Raw genomic sequence first — 18,849 nt, forward strand, 5'->3', positions numbered from 1 at the left:
GATGTTCACCTTTCGGGTTCTGCGGTCAGTGCGTCGTTTCTCAGAGCAGTCCTGTCGATCGACCGCTTGAGGATCTTTCCGGTCGACCCCTTCGGGAGGGAATCGACGATCGCTACGATCCGGGGAATCTTGTATGCGGACAGTCGTTCCCGCGCCCACCTCGTCAACTCGCCGCCGTCCAGGCCGGACCCGGGGAGGGTGGCCACCACGGCGGCCACCTCCTCGCCGTAGTGGTCGTCGGGAACGCCCACCACGGCGGCTTCGAGTATTTCGGGGTGCGTGTACAGGACCTCCTCGACCTCGCTCGGGTACACGTTGTAGCCGCCGCGGATGATGAGGTCCTTCACCCGGTCGACGATCCGCAGGTCACCGTCCGCATCGATCTCGCCGAGGTCGCCGGTGCGCAGCCAGCCGTCCGAGTCCAGGACGGCCGCGGTGTCGGAGGGCCGGTTCCAGTAGCCCTTCATCACGGTCGCGCCCTTCACGAACACCTCGCCGACGGTCCCGGGCGGACAGGCGACGTCGTCGTGGTCCCGCACCTCGACCTGCATCCGGGGCACCGCCCGTCCCGTGTAGCCGATCTTTCCGCCGCGGTCGATGTCGTTGAACGTTCCGAACGCGGTCGTCTCGGTGAGTCCGTACCCCTCGAGGATGCTGCACCCGAAGCGCGATTCGAATTCGCGGGCCACCTCGCCGGGCAGCGACGCGCCGCCGGAGATGGCGATGCGGAGCTGGGTGAAGTCCTGCGAGTCCGCACCGCCCGCGGCATGGAGCATTGCATTCCACATCGTCGGGACACCGGCCATGATCGTGAGCCGGTCCCGGCGCAGCATGGCGAGCATCGCGGCCGGATCGAACCGGGCCAGCAGCGACAGCGACCCGCCACCGGTGAAGGTGGCCATCATGACCGAGGACTGGCCGAAGACGTGGAACAGGGGCAGTCCCGTGCCGGTGCGGTCGTGGCTCGACCCGCGACTGCATTCGGCGCCGATCTCGCCGCCGGACAACAGGTTCCCGACCGTCAGCTCCGCGCCCTTGGGCCGGCCGGTGGTGCCGGACGTGTAGAGGATGGCGGCGGTGTCGTCCCGGCTCCGCTCGGCCGGGGTGACGGGCTCGGCGTCCGGGAGCGTGCCCGGTGCGAGCGTCCAGACGGGGATGTCCAGGGCAGCCGCGGCGTCGCCGATCGCGGGCCCGAGTTCGTGCCACCCGATGACGTGCGCGACGCCGGCGTCGGTGAGTACGTACTCGGCCTCGGGCCGGGTCGACATCGTGTTCACCGGGACCACGACGCACCCGGCAGCCTGAATTCCCAGATACGCCACCACGAACTCGGGTACGGAGGGTGCGGCCAGCAGAACTCTGTCGCCGGGGGACAGGCCGGCGTCCCTGAGCGCTCCCGCATACCGGGTGCTCGCGTCGCGCAGCTGTCCGTAGGTCAGGGTGCTGTCCGCGCCGCGCAGCGCGATGTTGCCGGGAGTGGCGTCCGCGTGCCGGGACACCGGATCGAGCACATTCGCCTGTGAGTACTTGTTGACCGCGGGCGGTTGTGAAGTACCCACGGCTACTGTCCGGCCTCGACGACGCGGGCGACGGACTCGGACACGACCACCGGCTTGTCGGAACCCTCGCGCTCGACGACCTGCCTCATCGTCACCTGGATGCCGCCGCCGACCTGTTCGGCGGACTGGACGGTGGCACGCATTCGGATGCGAGAACCCACCGGCACCGGCGCGGGAAAACGGACCTTGTTGTAGCCGTAGTTCAGGCTGTGCGCGAAGCCGTCGAATCGCAGCAGGGTCGCCGACAGCGCCGGTCCGAGGGACAGGCTGTACAGGCCGTGCGCGATGGTGCCGCCGAGCGGGCTGGCCGCGGCGCGCTCGGGATCGATGTGGATCCACTGGTGGTCGCCGGTCGCATCGGCGAAGGCGTTGACGCGTTCCTGGGTGACGTCGTGCCAGTCGGTGGGGCCCAGCTCCTTGCCGATCAGCGCGGTGAGCTCGTCGAAGCTCGCCGGACGAACGGGCAGTGCGGTGGTGTCGGTCATCTGTCTCCCTCAATTCCGAGTGGTGCAGGGCCTGGATGTGTCACGTTGGCCGGGTCGGAATTAGAGGTGTGATCTGAACCCCGACACTTGAACTTGACGACGGATTCAACTATACAAAAGAGAGACCCGAGTCACAATGCACGGCGAAGGAGAGGACACCTCGTGAAGGTTGCACAGAAGGTCGCCATCGTGACCGGCGGTGGGGGTGGTATCGGCGGGGCCATCGCCGACCGTCTCGCGGACCGGGGCGCCAAGGTTCTCGTCGCCGATCTCGACCCGACCGCAGCGGCCGCGGTTGCGGACCGGATCAACGAACACCATCCCGGGTCTGCCCTCGCCGAAGGTGCCGACGTCGCCGACACCGAGCAGATTCGGCGCATCATCGAGCGCGCGGAGACCGAGTTCGGCCCGGTCGATCTCTACTTCGCCAACGCGGGCGTCGCGGGAGCGCCCGGCCTCGACGCCGACGAGGCCGACTGGGATCTCGCGTTCGACGTCAACATTCGTGCCCACGTCCGCGCCGCCAGGCAACTCGTGCCGAGGTGGGTCGAGCGCGGCGAGGGGTACTTCGTGTCGACCGCCTCCGCCGCGGGCCTGCTCACCCAGATCGGCTCGGCCACGTACGCGGTCACGAAGCACGCTGCGGTCGCGTTCTCCGAATGGCTGTCGGTCACCTACGGCGACAAGGGAATCAGGGTCAGCTGCCTCTGCCCGATGGGGGTCGAGACCACGCTGATGCGCTCCGGCGAGAACTCGGGTGATCCACTCGGTGTCGCCGCCACCCGGGCCGTCGTGTCGGCGGGCGACGTGCTGCAGCCCGAGCAGGTCGCCGACATCGTGCTCGGTGCCGTGGACCGCGAGACGTTCCTGATCCTGCCCCACGAGAGCGTCCTCACCATGTACCGGCAGAAGGGGTCCGACTACGACCGCTGGCTGCGCGGGATGCGCCGCTATCAGAGTTCGCTGCTGGAGCACGCGTGACCCCCGGGCACGCGGACCTGGTCCTCGCCGAGCGGCGCGGGCAGGTCCAACTGCTGACCTTCAACCGGCCGGGCAAGCTGAACGCCTGGACCGACGATCTCGAGGATCGGTACTTCACGCTGCTGTCCGACGCCGACGACGACCCCGGCGTACGCGCGATCGTCGTGACCGGAGCCGGGCGCGGGTTCTGCGCCGGCGCCGACCTCGGGCGGCTGCAGGCCGTCGGCGACGTCTCCGACGCGGACCTTCGCCGGCCGCGGCCCCGCGACCTTCCGGCGACGCTGCGCACACCGCTCATCGGAGCGGTCAACGGGGTCGCGGCCGGCCTCGGGATGGTGGAGGCCCTCTACTGCGACGTCCGGTTCGCCTCGGCCTCGGCCCGGTTCACGACCGCCTTCGCCAAGCGCGGGCTGATCGCCGAATACGGCATCTCGTGGCTGCTGCCCCGGCTCGTGGGACGCGGCCGGGCCACCGACCTGCTGCTGTCGAGCCGCATGGTGGACGCCGAGGAGGCGCTGCGCATCGGACTCGTCGACCATCTCGTGCCGGACGGTTCGGTCGTCGACGCCGCGGTCGCCTACGCGGAGGCGCTGGCGACGCACTGCTCCCCGACGTCGATGGCCGTCATCAAGGACCAACTGCACAATGACTCGGACGGCACCTACACCGAATCCGTGGCCCGAGCGGAGGGCCTGATGTTGCAGGCGTTCCGCGGGGCCGATCTCGTCGAGGGCGTACAGAGTCACCTCGACAAGCGCCCACCCATGTTTCGCTCACTACCCGTCAGGAGTTCCCATGTCCCTGTTTGACATCTCGGATCGCGCCCAGCAACTGCAGACCGATCTGCTGGAGTTCATGGATTCGCATGTGTATCCGGCGGAGGCGGTGTACGAGGAGCAGATGCGGGAGTCGGGGGATCCGCATTTCCAGCCGCCGGTGCTGGAGGAGTTGAAGGCGGAGGCGCGGCGCCGGGGCTTGTGGAATCTGTTCCATCCGCATCCGGGGACGGGTGCGGGACTGACGAACCTCGAGTATGCGCCGTTGGCAGAAATCATGGGGCGCAGTCATATTGCGTCGGAAGCGTGCAATTGCAATGCTCCGGACACCGGCAACATGGAGGTGCTCGAGCTGTTCGGGACGGCCGAGCACAAGGAGAAGTACCTGAAGCCGCTTCTCGACGGGACGATGGCCTCGGCGTTCGCGATGACCGAGCCCGCGGTGGCGAGTTCGGATGCGACGAACGTGGAGCTGTCGATGGTCCGGGACGGTGCGGAGTACGTGCTCAACGGCCGGAAGTGGTTCGCGTCGAATGCGTTGCACCGCAACTGCAAAGTCCTCATCGTGATGGGGAAGACGGATCCGTCGGCGGCGCCGCATCGGCAGCAGTCGATGATGGTCGTGCCGATCGACGCGCCGGGGGTGACGGTGATGCGGGGTCTGCCCGTGTTCGGGTATCAGGACCGGGAGGGCCATGCGGAGATCGATTTCGCGGATGTGCGGGTGCCGGTGACCGACGTGCTGAAAGGGGAGGGGGAAGGTTTCGCGATCTCCCAGGCCCGGTTGGGTCCGGGGCGGATTCACCATTGCATGCGGGCGATCGGGATGGCGGAACGGGCGCTGGAGCTGATGTGCCGCCGGGCCTCGTCGCGGGTGACGTTCGGGAAACCGGTCAGTGAGAATGCGAACATCCAGGATTGGATCGCGGAGGCGCGCATCGAGATCGAGATGATCCGCCTGCTGACGCTGAAGGCGGCGTATCTGATGGATACCGTGGGCAACAAGGAAGCGCGGACGGAGATCGCGGCGATCAAGGTGGCCGCCCCCAATATTGCGTTGAAGATCGTGGACCGGGCGATCCAGGTGCACGGCGGTGCGGGCGTCACCGACGACTTCCCCCTCGCCATGGCCTGGGCGCACCTGCGCACGCTACGGCTGGCGGACGGTCCCGACGAGGTGCACAAGCGCGCCATCGCGCGTCAGGAACTGCGGCAGTACCGCGACGCCGCCGTCACCGCCACCAACGGACACAAGGTTGCGGTGAGCTGACATGGCCGGACTCGACCTCACCGGACGCACCGCGATCGTCACCGGCGCCTCGCGGGGCATCGGCCTGGCCGTCGCCCAGGCCCTCGCGGCCGCCGGGGGCAACGTGGTGCTCACCTCCCGGTCGCAAGACTCCGCCGACGCCGCCGCTACCCAGGTGGGGGGCACCGCGATCGGTGTCGCCGCCCACGCCGTCGACGAGGACGCCGCCCGGCGCTGCATCGACCTCACCCTCGAACGGTTCGGCAGCCTGGACATCCTGGTCAACAATGCCGGAACGAACCCCTCGTACGGGCCGGTCATCGACCAGGACCACGCCCGTTTCGCCAAGACCTTCGACGTGAACCTGTGGGCGCCGGTGATGTGGACCGGGCTCGCTACGAAGGCGTGGATGGGCGAGCACGGCGGCGCCGTCGTCAACACCGCCTCCATCGGCGGCATGGCGTTCGAGGCCGACATCGGCGTGTACAACGCGTCCAAGGCCGCGCTGATCCACCTCACCAAGCAACTGGCACTGGAACTGTCGCCGAAGGTCCGGGTCAACGCCGTCGCACCCGGTGTGGTGCGCACCAAGCTGGCCGAGGCCCTCTGGAAGGAACACGAGCAGGCCGTGTCGGCGTCGACCGCACTCGGCCGGATCGGCGAACCCACGGACATCGCGTCCGCGGTCGCGTTCCTCGTCTCCGACGCCGCGAGCTGGATCACCGGCGAAACCATGGTGGTCGACGGAGGCCAGTTGCTCGGCGACGCGCTCCCGTTCCGGCAGGGAGCCCAGCTCGGTGTCTAGCGTGGACGTCGTCGGCATCGACACCGGAGCCGTCAGCCGGTGGTTCGGCACACTCGGCATCGAATGCGCCGAACCGCTGACCTTCGACCGGATCGGACTCGGCCAGTCCAACCTCACGTACCTCGTGCAGGACCGGGCGGGTCGCAGATGGGTGCTGCGGCGCCCACCCCTCGGACACCTCCTCGCGTCCGCGCACGACGTCGCCCGCGAAGCGCGGATCCTGTCCGCCCTCGAAGACACCCCGGTGCCCACTCCCCGGGTCTTCGGTCTCACCGACGACCCGGACGTGACGGACGTACCGCTGCTGCTGATGGAATTCGTCGACGGACAGGTGGTCGATCGCATGTCGATCGCCGAAGGACTGACGCCGCAGCGTCGCCGGGCGATCGGCCTTTCGCTGCCGCGGACCCTGGCGAAGATCCACGCGGTGGACCTCGACCGGACCGGGTTGACCGATCTGGCCAGCCACAAGCCGTACGCACAGCGTCAGCTCAAGCGGTGGTCGGGCCAGTGGGAGAAATCGAAGACCCGCGAACTGCCCGCCCTCGACGACCTCACCCGGCGACTCGGAGCCGCGGTCCCCGAGCAGCGGGAACTGACGCTCGTGCACGGCGACTTCCATCTGCGCAACGTCATCACCTCCTTCGACAGCGGGGCGGTGACCGCAGCCCTCGACTGGGAGCTGTGCACCCTGGGCGACCCGCTCGCCGACGTCGGCAGCCTGCTCGCGTACTGGCCGGAGCCGGGCGAGACAACCGGCGGCGACTTCCCGGCGTCCACCCTCGACGGCTTCCCGGACCGGGTGGAGATCGCCGCGGTGTATCTCGAGGAGACCGGGCGCGACCCCGACGCGCTGGCCTTCTGGCATGTCCTCGGCCTGTGGAAGGTCGCGGTCATCGCCGAGGGCGTGATGCGACGCGCGCGGGACGAACCGCAGAACAAGGCGCCCGCGGGCACGCCGACGGTCGAGCGCATCGACGCCCTCGTGGCCAAGGCGTGCGACGTCGCCGCCCGGGCCGGGATCTGAACCGACAACGATGGAGAACTTCATGAAGAGAACGGCAATCGTCACCGGCGCGGCGCGGGGTATCGGTGCCGCGGTGGCGAAGAAACTGGCGAGCGACGGTCACGCGGTCGCCGTCCTCGACCTCGACGAGTCCGCCTGCGCGGCAACGGTGGACGCCATCAAGTCCGTCGGCGGCGAGGCGCTGGCGGTGGGTGCGAACGTCGCCGACGAGGCGTCCGTCGCCGCGGCCGTCGAGCGGGTAGCGACCGACCTCGGCGCCCCGACGATCCTGATCAACAATGCCGGGATCACCCGCGACAACCTGCTGTTCAAGATGACCGTCGACGACTGGGACGCGGTGATGAACGTGCACCTGCGCGGCGCGTTCCTGATGTCGCGGGCGGTGCAGCAGCACATGGTCGATGCCGGGTTCGGCCGCATCGTGAATCTGTCGAGCACCTCCGCGCTCGGCAACCGCGGGCAGGTCAACTATTCCGCGGCCAAGGCCGGGATGCAGGGCTTCACCAAGACTCTCGCCATCGAGCTGGGCAAGTTCGGCGTCACCGCGAACGCGATCGCGCCCGGGTTCATCGAGACCGAGATGACCGCCGCCACCGCGGAGCGGGTGGGCGTCGGTTTCGCGGACTTCAAGAAGGCGGCGGCATCGCAGATCCCGGTGAATCGGGTCGGGCAGCCCGAGGACATCGCCAACACGGCGTCGTTCCTGGCCAGTGACGGTGCCGGATTCGTGTCCGGGCAAGTGATCTACGTGGCCGGCGGACCGAAGGACTGAGGAACATGACCACTGACGAACAGGCGATCGCACGCGATCTCCACGATCGCGTCGCGACACTCGTCGAGCAGAACGACCTGTCGGATCCGGCCATGTTCCTCGGGGCCCGATTCGACGCGGGCCTCGCGTGGGTCCACTTCCCGCCCGGGCGGGGCGGTCTCGGTCTGCCGCAGAGCTTCCAGGCGCAGGTCGACGCCGCACTCGAGGCGGCGGGGGCGCCCGGTCCGGAGAAGGGCCGCAACGGAATCGGATTGGGCATGGCCGCGCCGACCATCGCCGCGTTCGGCACCGAGGAACAACAGCAGAAATACCTTCGGCCGATCTTCACCGGCGAGCACATCTACTGCCAGTTGTTCAGCGAACCGGGGGCGGGCTCCGACCTCGCCGCGGTCGCGACACGAGCCGTCCGTGAGGGTGACGGCTGGACGGTCAACGGGCAGAAGGTGTGGACGTCGGGGGCGCAGAACGCGCAGATGGCCATCCTCGTGGCCCGGACCGATCCGACGGTCCCCAAGCACGCCGGACTCACCTACTTCCTGTGCGACATGAGCGACCCCGGCATCGACGTCCGGCCGCTGCGGCAGATCACCGGCGAGGCCGAATTCAACGAGGTGTTCCTCACCGACGTCCACATTCCCGACGCCGACCGGCTCGGCGACGAGGGACAGGGCTGGAAGGTGGCCACCGCGACCCTCAACAACGAGCGGGTCGCGATCGGCGGTTCCGCGGCCGCCCGCGAGAGCGGCATGATCGGACCCGTCGCCCGCGCCTGGCGGGAACACCCCGACCTCCGCGACCCCGCGATGCACGACGAACTGCTCCGGTTGTGGGTCGAGGCGGAGGTCGCCCGGCTGACCGGGGAACGCCTGCGACAGCAACTGGAGGCCGGTCAGCCCGGCCCGGAGGGATCCGGGCTGAAGCTGGCCTTCGCCCGGCTCGCGCAGACCATTTCGGGTTTCGACATCGAACTCCACGGCGAGGCCGGGTTGCGGTACGACGACTGGACCATGCGCCGCCCCGACAAGGTCGACTTCACCGGACGCGAACCGGGCTACCGGTACCTGCGCGCGAAAGGCAACTCGATCGAGGGCGGCACGTCCGAGATCCTGCGCAACGTCATCGCAGAACGCGTCCTCGGTCTCCCGCCGGAGCACCGCGTCGACAAGGACATCGCCTGGAAGGACCTGCCCCGATGAGCACCGCAGATCTGCTGTACTCCGACACGGAGGACGCCCTGCGCGACTCCGTCCGCCGCCTCCTCGCCGACCGTTGTCCACCCGAACTGGTGGTCGGGGCATACGACCGGGCGCCTGCCGACTTCTCCGGAGTGTGGAAATCCCTCGCCGTCGAACTCGGACTCGCGGGACTGCTCGTCCCCGAGGACCTGGGCGGCGCCGGAGCGAGCGCCCGCGAGGCCGCGGTGGTCATGGAGGAGATCGGACGCGCCGTCGCGCCCGTCCCGTATCTGTCCAGCGCCGTCCTCGCGACGGTCGCGCTGCTGAAGGCGGGAGACACGCGCACCGTCGGCGCGCTCGCCGACGGGACGACCACCGGTGCCCTCACGGTCGGGCTCGCGACCGCACCGGGCCGGTTCACCCCGACCGTGCGCCGGGACGGCGACCGTCTGACCGGCACCGTCACCAGTGTCGCGGGTGTGTCGGAGGCCGACCTCCTGATCGTGCCCGCCGTGGGTCCCGGCGGACTCGAACTGCACACGGTGCCCGCGGGCACCGCCGGCGTCACCGTCACACCGGTACTCGCGCTCGACATGACCCGGCCCCTGTCGGATGTCGCGTTCGACGGCGCCGCGTCCACCCGCATCGACGACGGCGACGCCGCGGCAGCGGTCCGTGAGGCGCTCGTCGTCGGCGCCGCCCTGCTCGCATCCGAGCAACTCGGACTCGCGCAGTGGTGCTTCGAGACGACCCTCGCGTACGTCAAGGACCGCACGCAGTTCGGCCGGGCCGTCGGTTCGTTCCAGGCGATCAAGCACCGACTCGCCGACCTGTGGCTCGAGGTCACCTCCGCGGCCGCCGCCGCCCGCTACGCCGCGGACACCGCTGCCCGCGGCGACGCGGACGCCGAGGTCGCCGCTGCCGTCGCACAGGCCTACTGCAGCGACGTCGCGGTCCACGCCGCCGAGGAGTGCGTCCAGTTGCACGGGGGAATCGGCATGACCTGGGAATACCCGGCCCACCTGTACCTGAAGAGAGCGAAGAGCGATCAACTCGCGCTGGGCACCGCGTACCGGCACCGCGCGCACCTGGCCGGACTGATCGACCTGCCCGCGTAACCGAACCCGCACCACCGACAGTCAGGAAGCAATACATGAAGGCATGGCGTGTCCACGAACTCGGCGAACCACGCAGCGCGCTGCAACTCGAGGAGGTCCCGGACCCGACAGCCGGTCCCGGCCAGGTACTGGTCAGGGTTCTGGCCGCGCCGGCCAACTTCCCCGACGTCCTGCTGTGCCGGGGCGAGTACCAGATCACGCCACCGCTGCCGTTCACACCCGGCGTCGAACTGTGCGGCGAGGTGGTGGCGGTCGGCGACGGCGTCACCCGCTTCGCCGTCGGCGAGCGGGTGATCGGCAACCCGAACCTGCCCGGCGGCGGATTCGCCGAGATGGCCGTGATGGATGAGGTCAACACGTTCGCCGCCCCGTCCGCACTCGACGACGCCGAGGCGTCGGCGCTGAGCATCGGCTACCAGACGAGCTGGTTCGCCCTTCACCGCCGCACCCGGTTGCAGCCCGGCGAGACACTGCTCGTGCACGCCGCCGCGGGCGGAGTGGGCAGCGCCGCAGTGCAATTGGGCAAGGCCGCGGGCGCGAAGGTGATCGGCGTGGTCGGCGGCCCCGACAAGGTCGAGTACTGCCGCAGGCTGGGAGCGGATCTGGTGATCGACCGGCGCACCGACGATTTCGTTCCGCTCGTGAAGGAATTCACCGGCGGACGCGGAGCGGACGTCGTCTACGACCCGGTCGGCGGCGACGCCTACACCAAGTCCACCAAATGCATCGCCTTCGAAGGCCGGATCCTGATCATCGGCTTCGCCGGCGGCACCATCCCGACACCCGGCCTCAACCACGCCCTGATCAAGAACTACTCGATCATCGGACTGCACTGGGGCCTGTACAAGCAGTACAACCAGCAGGCGATCGACGACTGCCACGAGGAACTCACGCGCCTCGCCGACTCCGGTGCCATCAGGCCGCTCGTCAGCGAACGACTGTCGCTCGCGGACGTGGCCGACGGCCTCGGCCGGCTCGGGGACGGCAGTACCGTCGGCCGCCTCGTCTTCCAACCCTGAAAGGAACGCACATGGATGCCGGGTCACTGTTCGACGTCACGGGCAAGACCGTGGTGGTCACCGGGGGTTCGCGGGGCATAGGCCGGATGATCGCGGAGGGATTCGTCCAGTCCGGGGCCACGGTCGTCATCTCCGCACGCAAGGCCGAGGCATGCGAGAAGGCCGCCGCCGAACTGTCGGCCCAGGGGCCGGGGACGTGCCACGCGCACCCCGCCGACCTGTCGACCGAGGAGGGGATCGCCGGCCTCGTCGCACGGGTCGGCGAGCTGTCGCCCCGGCTCGACGTCCTCGTCAACAACGCCGGCGCGACGTGGGGTGCGCCGATCGACGAGTTCCCCGCAGGCGGATTCGACAAGATCTTCGACATCAACGTCAAGGGCGTGTTCCTGCTCACCCAGGCCCTGCTGCCGAATCTGCGGGCCGCGGCGACGGACGGCGACCCGGCCCGGGTGATCAACATCGGATCGATCGACGGACTCGTCGTGTCCGGCACCGACAACTTCTCCTACGGGGCGAGCAAGGCCGCGGTCCACCTGCTCACCCGCAAGCTCGCCGCGACACTCGCTGCCGAGCGGATCACCGTCAATGCCATTGCGCCGGGACCGTTCCCGAGCAAGATGATGGCCTTCATCCTGGACGACCCGGAGCGCAAGGACGCGATCGAGGGTTCCGTTCCGCTCGGCCGCGTCGGCACACCGGAGGACGCCGCGGGCACCGCGATCTTCCTGTCCTCACGTGCCGGGGCGTACCTCACCGGAACCGTGATCCCCGTGGACGGCGGGATGTCGGGAACACGCTGAACAACCGGTCAACCAGTCGGAACACGGAAGCGAGCGAGAGGCGGTACGGCGGCGATGAGCTGGTACGACGACAGGCCCTGGATGGACCGGTACGACGAGAGAACGCGTGCGGTGGGGGAGATTCCCGCACGGACGGCGCTCGACGTGTTCGCCGCCGCGGTCCGGTCCGCCCCGGACGGGCCCGCGATCCGGTACCTCGGCGGCACCCTGAGTTACCGCGAGGTCGACGAACTCAGCGACGGTCTGGCCGCGTACCTCGTGGAGAACGGATTCGGGGCAGGGGATCGGCTGGCGATCTGCCTGCAGAACGTCCCGCAGTTCGTGCTGGCGTTGATCGGCACGTGGAAGGCCGGGGGTACCGTCGTCCCGCTGAACCCGATGTACCGGGACGAACTCGCCCACATCCTCACCGACGCCGGAGTCACCGCGATCGTGTGCAGCGAGAACGCGTGGGCCGAGCGGGTGGGGGAGCGGGCCGCCGCCGCGGGCGTGCGGATCGCGGTGACCGCCTGCGAACTCGACATCCAGACCTCCGACGACGCGCGCCTCTTCGGGGGCGTGACGCGGGTCCGCAGCGCGGGTGTGCCCGACCTGCTGGAGGTGGCCCGGGCACGCGCCGGCTCGGGCGTGCCCGATCCCGGTCTGGTTCCGGATGACATCGCGCTCGTGTCCTACACGTCCGGAACGAGTGGAGTTCCCAAGGGAGCGACCAACACCCACCGGAATCTCACCGTCAACTGCGCGATCCTGCGCCTGTACGAGGACAAACCCGCCGGCTCGCCGATCTTCGCGCTCGCGCCGCTGTTCCACATCACGGGCATGGTGTGCCAGCTGCTCACCGCGATCGACCTGGCGTCACCGCTGATCCTCGCGTACCGGTTCGAGGCCGGGGTCGTGCTCGATGCCCTCGAGCGTGAGCGGCCGGTGTTCATGGTCGGCCCGTCCACCGCCTACATGGCGCTGATGGCCCACCCCGATTTCTCCGGTGCACGCTTCGCCTCACTGGAGGCCGTGATGTCCGGCGGCGCCCCACTGCCACCTGCCATCGTCGAACGCTTCCGCGAGCTGACCGGAAAATACATCCGCAACGGCTACGGGCTCACCGAGACCAGCGCACCGTGTGTCGTCGTCCCGCCCGGTCTCGAGGCCCCGGTCGATCCGACCTCCGGCACCCTGGCGATCGGCCTGCCCCTGCCCTCCGCCGTGATCCGGATCGTGGGGGAAGACGGTGACGACCTCGCGCCCCTCGAAGTGGGGGAGATCGTCGTCGACGGACCGATGGTCGTGCCCGCGTACTGGAACAAACCCGACGCGACGGCGCAGTCGCTGCCCGGCGGCCGGTTGCTGACCGGTGACGTGGGATTCATGGACGCCGACGGCTGGGTGTACGTCGTCGACCGCAAGAAGGACATGATCAACGCGTCCGGGTTCAAGGTGTGGCCCCGCGAGGTCGAGGACGTTCTCTACCAGCATCCCGCGGTCCGGGAGGCGGCCGTCGTCGGCGAACCGGACAGCTACCGGGGCGAAACCGTCGCCGCGTTCGTCAGCCTCCGCCCCGGCCGGTCGGTGGAGCCGGACGCCCTCGTCGAGTACTGCCGGGAGCGGCTGGCCGGCTACAAGGCGCCGCGGCGGGTCGAGATCGTCGGCGAATTGCCCAAGACGGCCAGCGGGAAAATCCTCCGACGCGAAATGCGCCTCAGCACCCCGGCCTGAAACCCGCCGCCGTCCCGTTCGTGTGCCCCCGGCAGGATTCGAAACTCATTCTGCTCGGTGGTGTTTGTATTGGTCAGACGCGTAGAATGCGCTTTGACCAGGACAGATGATCTTTCGCCTCCTCTGCAGGAAGCCGCACCAGGACGCAGGGGAGCGGACCTGTAATCAACGGTTGATCAACGCCGAGTGGTCAGCACGATGGCAGGCAAGCCGAGGAAGACAGCGAAACGACGCTCGTGGGGCTCCGTCTTCGAACTCAAGTCGGGCAGGTTCCGCGCCACCTATGTCGGTCCGGATCTCGTCCGTTATGCGGCGCCGCACACATTCGCCGCCACGATCGACGCGGACGGCTGGCTGTCGAGTGAGCGCCGCAAGATCGATCTCGAAACCTGGAGGCCACCGGGCAGCGAGGACCAGCGCGGCATGACCCTGGAGAAGTACGCCGAACGCTGGCTGACCCAGCGCACCCCTAAGCCGCGCACCCGGCAGCTGTACGCCGATCTACTCCGCCTGCGCATCAACCACGGTCTTGGTGAGCTGCCGGTGGCCCGGATCACGCCCGCAGCGGTACGCGCCTGGCATGCCGAACTGGAGACCGAGCCGACGCGGAAGGCCCACGCCTATGCGCTGCTGCATGCCATCCTGCGGACCGCCGTCGAGGACGAGGTGATCCCGTCCAACCCGTGTGTAATCCGGAAGGCGATGCAGACCGGCAGTACTCGGGAGATCGAACCGCTCTCACCCGACGAGTTGCAGGCGCTGGTGTGGGAGATGCCGAAATCTCTGCGGGCGGCGGTGCTGCTGATGGGTTGGTGTGGCCTGCGGGTTGGTGAGGTGAAGGCGCTGATGCGGAGGAATATCGGCCCGGATGCCGAGTGGGTGCGCGTCGAGCGGGCTGTGAGCCACCGCAGCGGGCAGACCATGGTAGACACCCCGAAAACGAGGGCGGGGACTCGCACCGTCGCGGTGCCCCCACACATCAGACCGGCGATCCTGGCGCACCTGGCCGATCTGGACGACGACGATCCGTACGCGCTGCTGTTTCCCGGTGCCGCTGGCAGTTTCATTCCCGACTGGGATATCCGCCGACCGTTCAAGCTCGCCGCCGACCGGATCGATAAGCCGTCGTTGAGGATTCACGACCTCCGGCACACTGGGGCGACGCTGGCGGCTCACGCAGGGGCGACGACGAAGGAACTGATGGGACGACTCGGCTACGTTGAGATCGATACCTGCCGACATGAGCCCTCACCTCGTTTGATCGGTTAAATTAATTCCCCGACCTACTTGGTAAATCGGCATTATCATTCCGGACGTTTCAATGCTGTCGAAAATGATGTGTTCCGGCACGCCCGCCGATCTCGCCCCGACTACTGCATCCATGGGTTCGCCGGTGAGCTGCCGGTAGGTGTCATACAAACCAGGACCGAAACGCGGGTCTGGTGTTCGATGCGCATAAAGCTTTTGAGGACTGCGCACGAGTCCCGCACATGTTCGAGCGCGCGGCGTTGGTCGGCGTTCATCGTCGTCGCGGCGATTGCTCCTGCACATTCCCGACGGCTGACATGAGTTCGCGGTTGAGGCGCTGGTAGGTATTCAGCCACGTTTAGTCGACCGGTTCATCGCGAAGATACGCCGTCAACGACGAGGTGTCCGAATCCAACCATCGGCGCATCTCGGTCGTGCGGTCCTGCGCGTCGTGGAGCAACTGCTCTCGAACGGTCGAGTTCGTCACGGTGGTCGCCCTTACGCTTGCCGCTCACCTCAACGCATGCCGTCACTCATTGTGTGGGGACCGCAGCTTGATGTCCGGCGTTTCACCGTCACCGGCGGCCGAAGTGATGCGATGTTCACCTGAGGTTCAGCGCCAGATCGCCAATGTGAAGTCTCCTGTGTGGATTGGACAAGGCTGTGGTTGTGGACGAACACGGGCCGACCCCGGCGCACAAAGGGCGGTCCTGAGGCCCTGGGCCAGGGTCGACGACTTTAGGCGTTCAAACGCCGGACTTCCGCTCAGCCGATTGGCAAGCAGATCGAGCCGAGATTTAGTCCCATTCCCACGTTAACGGTCAGGTTTGCAGACGTTGAGGCATCGAAGCCAGCGGCTCCGTTGAATTTTGCGCTGATAACGTGCGCACCTGTTGTGCTGAAGGTGTGGTTGACGCTGGCGGTGCCGTCCGCCTTGACTGCCGCTGCGGCCCCGATCGCCACCGTGCCGTCCCTGAACTGCACTGTGCCGCCCACGGGTGTGGGCGTAACCTTCGCGTTCAGCGTGACCTGACAGGTGGTCGCTGCTGTGCCCTGCACGGACACCGTGGTCGCGGTAACAACTGCGGCGGCGGGTGCGGCCGCGAGGACCATCGCTGTGGCAGCGGCTCCCAGTGTGAACGTTGCCGCTCTCAGCCGTGGCGCTCGTCTCCGTCGAACTTGCGTTCCCTGGCCTGTCGATCCCGGTGAATTGGACGTTGGACTTCCGAATGTGATCATGACCGCACTCCTTTTCGATTCGCGCTCTGGATGAAACGCGAAGCGGACGACCACGCCATCCAACATCCCCGACGGCCGCCCGGGCCGCTAGATTTGACGCTACTCGGGGCAGGGAATCGTCATCAATACCCCAAACCGACCGTTCGGCGCGCGGCTCTGAGGGGGACGGCGATGATCACCGGATAGTCAACGGGCAGGTCAGCGACTCAGCAAAACAGCCTCTGACCTGCCCTTTTCGTGTGCCCCCGGCAGGATTCGAACCTGCGGCCTTTCGCTCCGGAGGCGAACGCTCTATCCCCTGAGCTACGGGGGCGCACCGGAAAACCGGTGTGCCGATTGGGCTGGCCAATGGTAGCGCATGGGTAGGGGGATCGACCAAATCGGGCCCCTACTTCGCGGACTCGCCCCGGTAGCGGCCCGAACCGGCCTAGTGTCGGAGGGACGTGGACGCTCGCGAACTCTCGGGGAGGGGTCGAGAATGACCGAAGTGCGGCAGGTCGACCCACAGGACGCGGGCGGGCAGTATTCCGATTCCGAACTCGACCTGGACCTGCGGTGGTGGGCGGCCGCGAACTATCTGACGGTCGCGCAGATCTATCTGCAGGACAACACGCTTCTGCGGGAGCCGCTGCGGCCGGAGCACATCAAACCGCGGCTGCTCGGGCACTGGGGGACGAGTCCGGGGCTGTCGATGATCTACGCGCTGCTGAACCGTCTCATCCGCCGGACCGACACCGACTGCCTCTATGTGACGGGTCCCGGTCACGGGGGTCCGGCGCTCGTCGCCGCCACCTACCTGGAGGGGACGTACTCGGAGGTGTATCCCGGTGTCTCCCGCGACGCCGCCGGCATCCATCGGCTCTGCCGGCAGTTCTCGACGCCGGGCGGGATCCCGAGCCACGTCAGCGTGCAGACGCCGGGGAGCATCCACGAGGGCGGCGAACTCGGCTACGCGCTCGCCCATGCCGCGGGCGCGGCGTTCGACCATCCGAATCTGTTGGTGGCGTGCGTGATCGGGGACGGTGAGGCGGAGACCGGACCGTTGTCCGGTTCGTGGAAACTCCCGGCGTTCCTCAATCCGGAACGCGACGGAGCGGTGTTGCCGATCCTCCACGTGAACGGCGCGAAGATCGCGGGGCCCACCGTCTACGGTCGCAGCAGCGACGACGACGTCGAAGCATTCCTCAGCGGTCAGGGGTGGGCGCCGACCGTCGTCGCCGGCGACGACCCGCGGCAGGTCTTCCCGGCGCTGCATCGCGCCCTGACCGACGCGCACACCGCGATCACCGGCTTCCAGCGGCGGGCGCGGGCAGGCAGGCCCGGCCCCGCCCGATGGCCGGCGATCGTGCTGCGGACTCCGAAGGGCTGGACCGGGCCGCACATCGTCGACGGTGTGCTCGTCGAGGGCACGCACCGGGCGCACCAGGTTCCGCTGTCGGGGGTCCGGACCGACGAGGACCATCTGCGCCAACTCGAGGAGTGGATGCGGTCGTATTCGCCGGAGGAACTGTTCGGCTCGTCGGGGACGCTGGTGCCGGACCTGCAGCGGCTCGCGCCGCAGGGCGACAAACGCATGGGTTCGTCCCCGTATGCGAACGGTGGGCGTCTGCGGGCGGATCTTCCCGTCCCGTCGCTGGAGAAGTACGCCCTCACGATCGAGAAACCGGGCACCACGCACCACGAGACGACCCGGGTGCTCGGCGAACTGCTGCGCGACCTCTACGCCGCGACCACCACCGCGGACGGCGGCGGATCGTTCCGGCTGTTCTGCCCCGACGAGACGTCGAGCAACCGGCTGGGTGCGGTGTTCGAGCAAACCGACCGCTGCTGGCAGTTGCCGGTCACCGACCACGACGACGCACTGTCGGCCCGCGGCCGGGTGATGGAGGTGCTCAGCGAGCACCTCTGCGAGGGGTGGCTCGAGGGGTACCTGCTGTCGGGGCGGCACGGACTGTTCGCGAGCTACGAGGCGTTCGCCATGGTGAGCGTGTCGATGCTCATCCAGCACACGAAGTGGCTGCAGCACGCGGTGGACCTCCCGTGGCGCGCGCCGGTGGCGTCGCTGAACGTCCTGCTCACCAGCACCTGCTGGCGCAACGACCACAACGGTTTCTCCCATCAGGGGCCGGGCATGATCGACGCGGTCATCCCGCTCGCACCGGACGTGGTCCGGATCTGGCTGCCACCGGATTCGAACACCCTGCTCTCGATCTCCGACCACTGTCTTCGCAGCACCGATCACGTCAACCTCATCGTGGTCGACAAGCAGCCGCATCTGCAGTACCTGACGCTGGACGCAGCGCACTCCCACTGCGCGGCCGGGGCGTCGGTGTGGGAATGGGCGGGTACCGAATCCGGTGCGGGCACCGACCCCGATGTCGTGCTCGCGGCAGCCGGAGACGTTCCGACCCAGGAAATCCTCGCGGCGGCGCAGTTGCTGCGCGAGCACACCCCGGACCTGGTGACTCGGGTGGTCAACGTCGTCGATCTGATGGGGTTGCTCACGCCCACCGAGCATCCGCACGGATTCGATGCGCAGACGTTCCTCGACCTGTTCACCGCGGACACCGACGTGGTGTTCGCCTTCCACGGGTACTCGCGCGCCGTCCACGAACTGATCCACGGACGCCCTGCGGCGGGCCGCTTCCACGTCCGCGGCTTCAGTGAGCAAGGCACCACGACCACGCCGTTCGACATGGTCGTGCTCAACCGGATGAGCCGCTACCACCTGGCTCTCGCGGCGCTGCGGCGCACGCGGCGGGAACCGGCCGGCGCGTCCGAGCTGGCCGACTTCTGCCTCAGGCAACTCGAACGGCACGGCGAGTACGTCGTCGCGCACCTCGAGGACATGCCCGAGGTGCGCGACTGGACGTGGTTGTGAGC

17 protein-coding genes and 1 tRNA gene are annotated in these 18,849 nt (G+C 68.3%); 13 read left to right on the forward strand and 5 right to left on the reverse strand.

What is annotated here, in order from left to right; translation table 11 throughout:
• Positions 1 to 5: 5 nt before the first annotated feature.
• On the reverse strand, positions 6 to 1,559 hold the full coding sequence (locus H0B43_RS29040) for an AMP-binding protein (RefSeq protein ID WP_312033651.1): 1,554 nt from the start codon (positions 1,557 to 1,559) through the stop codon (positions 6 to 8).
• Between the two features lie 2 nt (positions 1,560 to 1,561).
• The gene (locus H0B43_RS29045) at positions 1,562 to 2,044 is read right to left on the reverse strand and encodes a MaoC family dehydratase (RefSeq protein ID WP_185724769.1); all 483 of its coding nucleotides are present in this window, start codon (positions 2,042 to 2,044) and stop codon (positions 1,562 to 1,564) included.
• A 162-nt stretch (positions 2,045 to 2,206) separates the two neighbouring features.
• On the opposite strand from H0B43_RS29045, the gene H0B43_RS29050 reads away from it, so the two are divergent.
• The 12 genes from H0B43_RS29050 (at position 2,207) to H0B43_RS29105 (ending at position 14,748) form a co-directional block, all read left to right on the forward strand.
• Positions 2,207 to 3,025 carry an SDR family oxidoreductase gene (locus H0B43_RS29050; RefSeq protein WP_185724768.1) on the forward strand — a complete coding sequence of 273 codons (819 nt, stop codon included), beginning with the start codon at positions 2,207 to 2,209 and terminating at the stop codon, positions 3,023 to 3,025.
• Entirely contained in the window at positions 3,022 to 3,834 is an 813-nt protein-coding gene (locus H0B43_RS29055; RefSeq protein WP_185724767.1) for an enoyl-CoA hydratase-related protein, read from the forward strand. Before H0B43_RS29050 ends, H0B43_RS29055 begins: the two co-directional genes overlap by 4 nt.
• Entirely contained in the window at positions 3,821 to 5,071 is a 1,251-nt protein-coding gene (locus H0B43_RS29060; RefSeq protein ID WP_185724766.1) for an acyl-CoA dehydrogenase family protein, read from the forward strand. The genes H0B43_RS29055 and H0B43_RS29060 overlap by 14 nt, the downstream gene beginning before the upstream one ends.
• 1 nt (position 5,072) lies before the next feature.
• Complete coding sequence (locus H0B43_RS29065; protein ID WP_185724765.1) at positions 5,073 to 5,855, forward strand: SDR family oxidoreductase; 783 nt, start codon at positions 5,073 to 5,075, stop codon at positions 5,853 to 5,855.
• On the forward strand, positions 5,848 to 6,882 hold the full coding sequence (locus H0B43_RS29070) for a phosphotransferase family protein (RefSeq protein ID WP_185724764.1): 1,035 nt from the start codon (positions 5,848 to 5,850) through the stop codon (positions 6,880 to 6,882). The genes H0B43_RS29065 and H0B43_RS29070 overlap by 8 nt, the downstream gene beginning before the upstream one ends.
• Positions 6,883 to 6,892: 10 nt before the next feature.
• Entirely contained in the window at positions 6,893 to 7,654 is a 762-nt protein-coding gene (gene fabG, locus H0B43_RS29075) for a 3-oxoacyl-ACP reductase FabG (RefSeq protein ID WP_185724763.1), read from the forward strand.
• A 5-nt stretch (positions 7,655 to 7,659) separates the two neighbouring features.
• On the forward strand, positions 7,660 to 8,850 hold the full coding sequence (locus H0B43_RS29080) for an acyl-CoA dehydrogenase family protein (protein ID WP_185724762.1): 1,191 nt from the start codon (positions 7,660 to 7,662) through the stop codon (positions 8,848 to 8,850).
• Positions 8,847 to 9,947: an acyl-CoA dehydrogenase family protein gene (locus H0B43_RS29085; RefSeq protein WP_185724761.1), complete on the forward strand. Its 1,101-nt coding sequence runs from the start codon at positions 8,847 to 8,849 to the stop codon at positions 9,945 to 9,947. Before H0B43_RS29080 ends, H0B43_RS29085 begins: the two co-directional genes overlap by 4 nt.
• A gap of 35 nt (positions 9,948 to 9,982) precedes the next feature.
• On the forward strand, positions 9,983 to 10,966 hold the full coding sequence (locus tag H0B43_RS29090) for an NADPH:quinone oxidoreductase family protein (protein ID WP_185724760.1): 984 nt from the start codon (positions 9,983 to 9,985) through the stop codon (positions 10,964 to 10,966).
• Positions 10,967 to 10,977: 11 nt separating this feature from the next.
• Positions 10,978 to 11,766: an SDR family oxidoreductase gene (locus tag H0B43_RS29095; protein ID WP_185724759.1), complete on the forward strand. Its 789-nt coding sequence runs from the start codon at positions 10,978 to 10,980 to the stop codon at positions 11,764 to 11,766.
• A 54-nt stretch (positions 11,767 to 11,820) separates the two neighbouring features.
• Positions 11,821 to 13,479, forward strand: coding sequence for an AMP-binding protein (locus H0B43_RS29100; RefSeq protein WP_185724758.1), 1,659 nt, complete (start codon positions 11,821 to 11,823; stop codon positions 13,477 to 13,479).
• A 186-nt stretch (positions 13,480 to 13,665) separates the two neighbouring features.
• A complete protein-coding gene (locus H0B43_RS29105; protein ID WP_312037627.1) occupies positions 13,666 to 14,748 on the forward strand; it encodes a tyrosine-type recombinase/integrase in 1,083 nt (360 codons plus the stop codon).
• Between the two features lie 337 nt (positions 14,749 to 15,085).
• Here H0B43_RS29105 and H0B43_RS42605 read toward each other — a convergent pair whose 3' ends face one another.
• From H0B43_RS42605 to H0B43_RS29120, 3 genes are all read right to left on the reverse strand, one after another.
• A complete protein-coding gene (locus H0B43_RS42605) occupies positions 15,086 to 15,214 on the reverse strand; it encodes a hypothetical protein (protein WP_282555427.1) in 129 nt (42 codons plus the stop codon).
• Between the two features lie 278 nt (positions 15,215 to 15,492).
• Positions 15,493 to 15,840 (reverse strand): Ig-like domain-containing protein, encoded by a 348-nt coding sequence (locus H0B43_RS29115; RefSeq protein WP_252189684.1) that lies wholly within the window; start codon positions 15,838 to 15,840, stop codon positions 15,493 to 15,495.
• 366 nt (positions 15,841 to 16,206) lie between these two features.
• Positions 16,207 to 16,279: transfer RNA gene (locus H0B43_RS29120), tRNA-Arg, on the reverse strand.
• Positions 16,280 to 16,444: 165 nt separating this feature from the next.
• Between H0B43_RS29120 and H0B43_RS29125 the strand changes: the two genes are divergently transcribed.
• The gene (locus tag H0B43_RS29125) at positions 16,445 to 18,847 is read left to right on the forward strand and encodes a phosphoketolase (protein WP_185724756.1); all 2,403 of its coding nucleotides are present in this window, start codon (positions 16,445 to 16,447) and stop codon (positions 18,845 to 18,847) included.
• The last annotated feature ends 2 nt before the right edge of the window (positions 18,848 to 18,849 follow it).

Source organism: Rhodococcus sp. 4CII, assembly GCF_014256275.1.
In the GTDB taxonomy this organism is placed as follows: Bacteria; Actinomycetota; Actinomycetes; order Mycobacteriales; family Mycobacteriaceae; genus Rhodococcus_F; species Rhodococcus_F wratislaviensis_A.

Excerpts from the sequence above, each read along its gene's own strand:
- H0B43_RS29045 (WP_185724769.1), bottom strand. The coding sequence starts at position 2,044 with ATGACCGACACCACCGCACTGCCCGTTCGTCCGGCGAGCTTCGACGAG.
- H0B43_RS29060 (WP_185724766.1), top strand. The coding sequence starts at position 3,821 with ATGTCCCTGTTTGACATCTCGGATCGCGCCCAGCAACTGCAGACCGAT.
- H0B43_RS29065 (WP_185724765.1), top strand. The coding sequence starts at position 5,073 with ATGGCCGGACTCGACCTCACCGGACGCACCGCGATCGTCACCGGCGCC.
- fabG (WP_185724763.1), top strand. The coding sequence starts at position 6,893 with ATGGAGAACTTCATGAAGAGAACGGCAATCGTCACCGGCGCGGCGCGG.
- H0B43_RS29080 (WP_185724762.1), top strand. The coding sequence starts at position 7,660 with ATGACCACTGACGAACAGGCGATCGCACGCGATCTCCACGATCGCGTC.
- H0B43_RS29085 (WP_185724761.1), top strand. The coding sequence starts at position 8,847 with ATGAGCACCGCAGATCTGCTGTACTCCGACACGGAGGACGCCCTGCGC.
- H0B43_RS29090 (WP_185724760.1), top strand. The coding sequence starts at position 9,983 with ATGAAGGCATGGCGTGTCCACGAACTCGGCGAACCACGCAGCGCGCTG.
- H0B43_RS29095 (WP_185724759.1), top strand. The coding sequence starts at position 10,978 with ATGGATGCCGGGTCACTGTTCGACGTCACGGGCAAGACCGTGGTGGTC.
- H0B43_RS29100 (WP_185724758.1), top strand. The coding sequence starts at position 11,821 with ATGAGCTGGTACGACGACAGGCCCTGGATGGACCGGTACGACGAGAGA.
- H0B43_RS29115 (WP_252189684.1), bottom strand. The coding sequence starts at position 15,840 with ATGGTCCTCGCGGCCGCACCCGCCGCCGCAGTTGTTACCGCGACCACG.
- H0B43_RS29125 (WP_185724756.1), top strand. The coding sequence starts at position 16,445 with ATGACCGAAGTGCGGCAGGTCGACCCACAGGACGCGGGCGGGCAGTAT.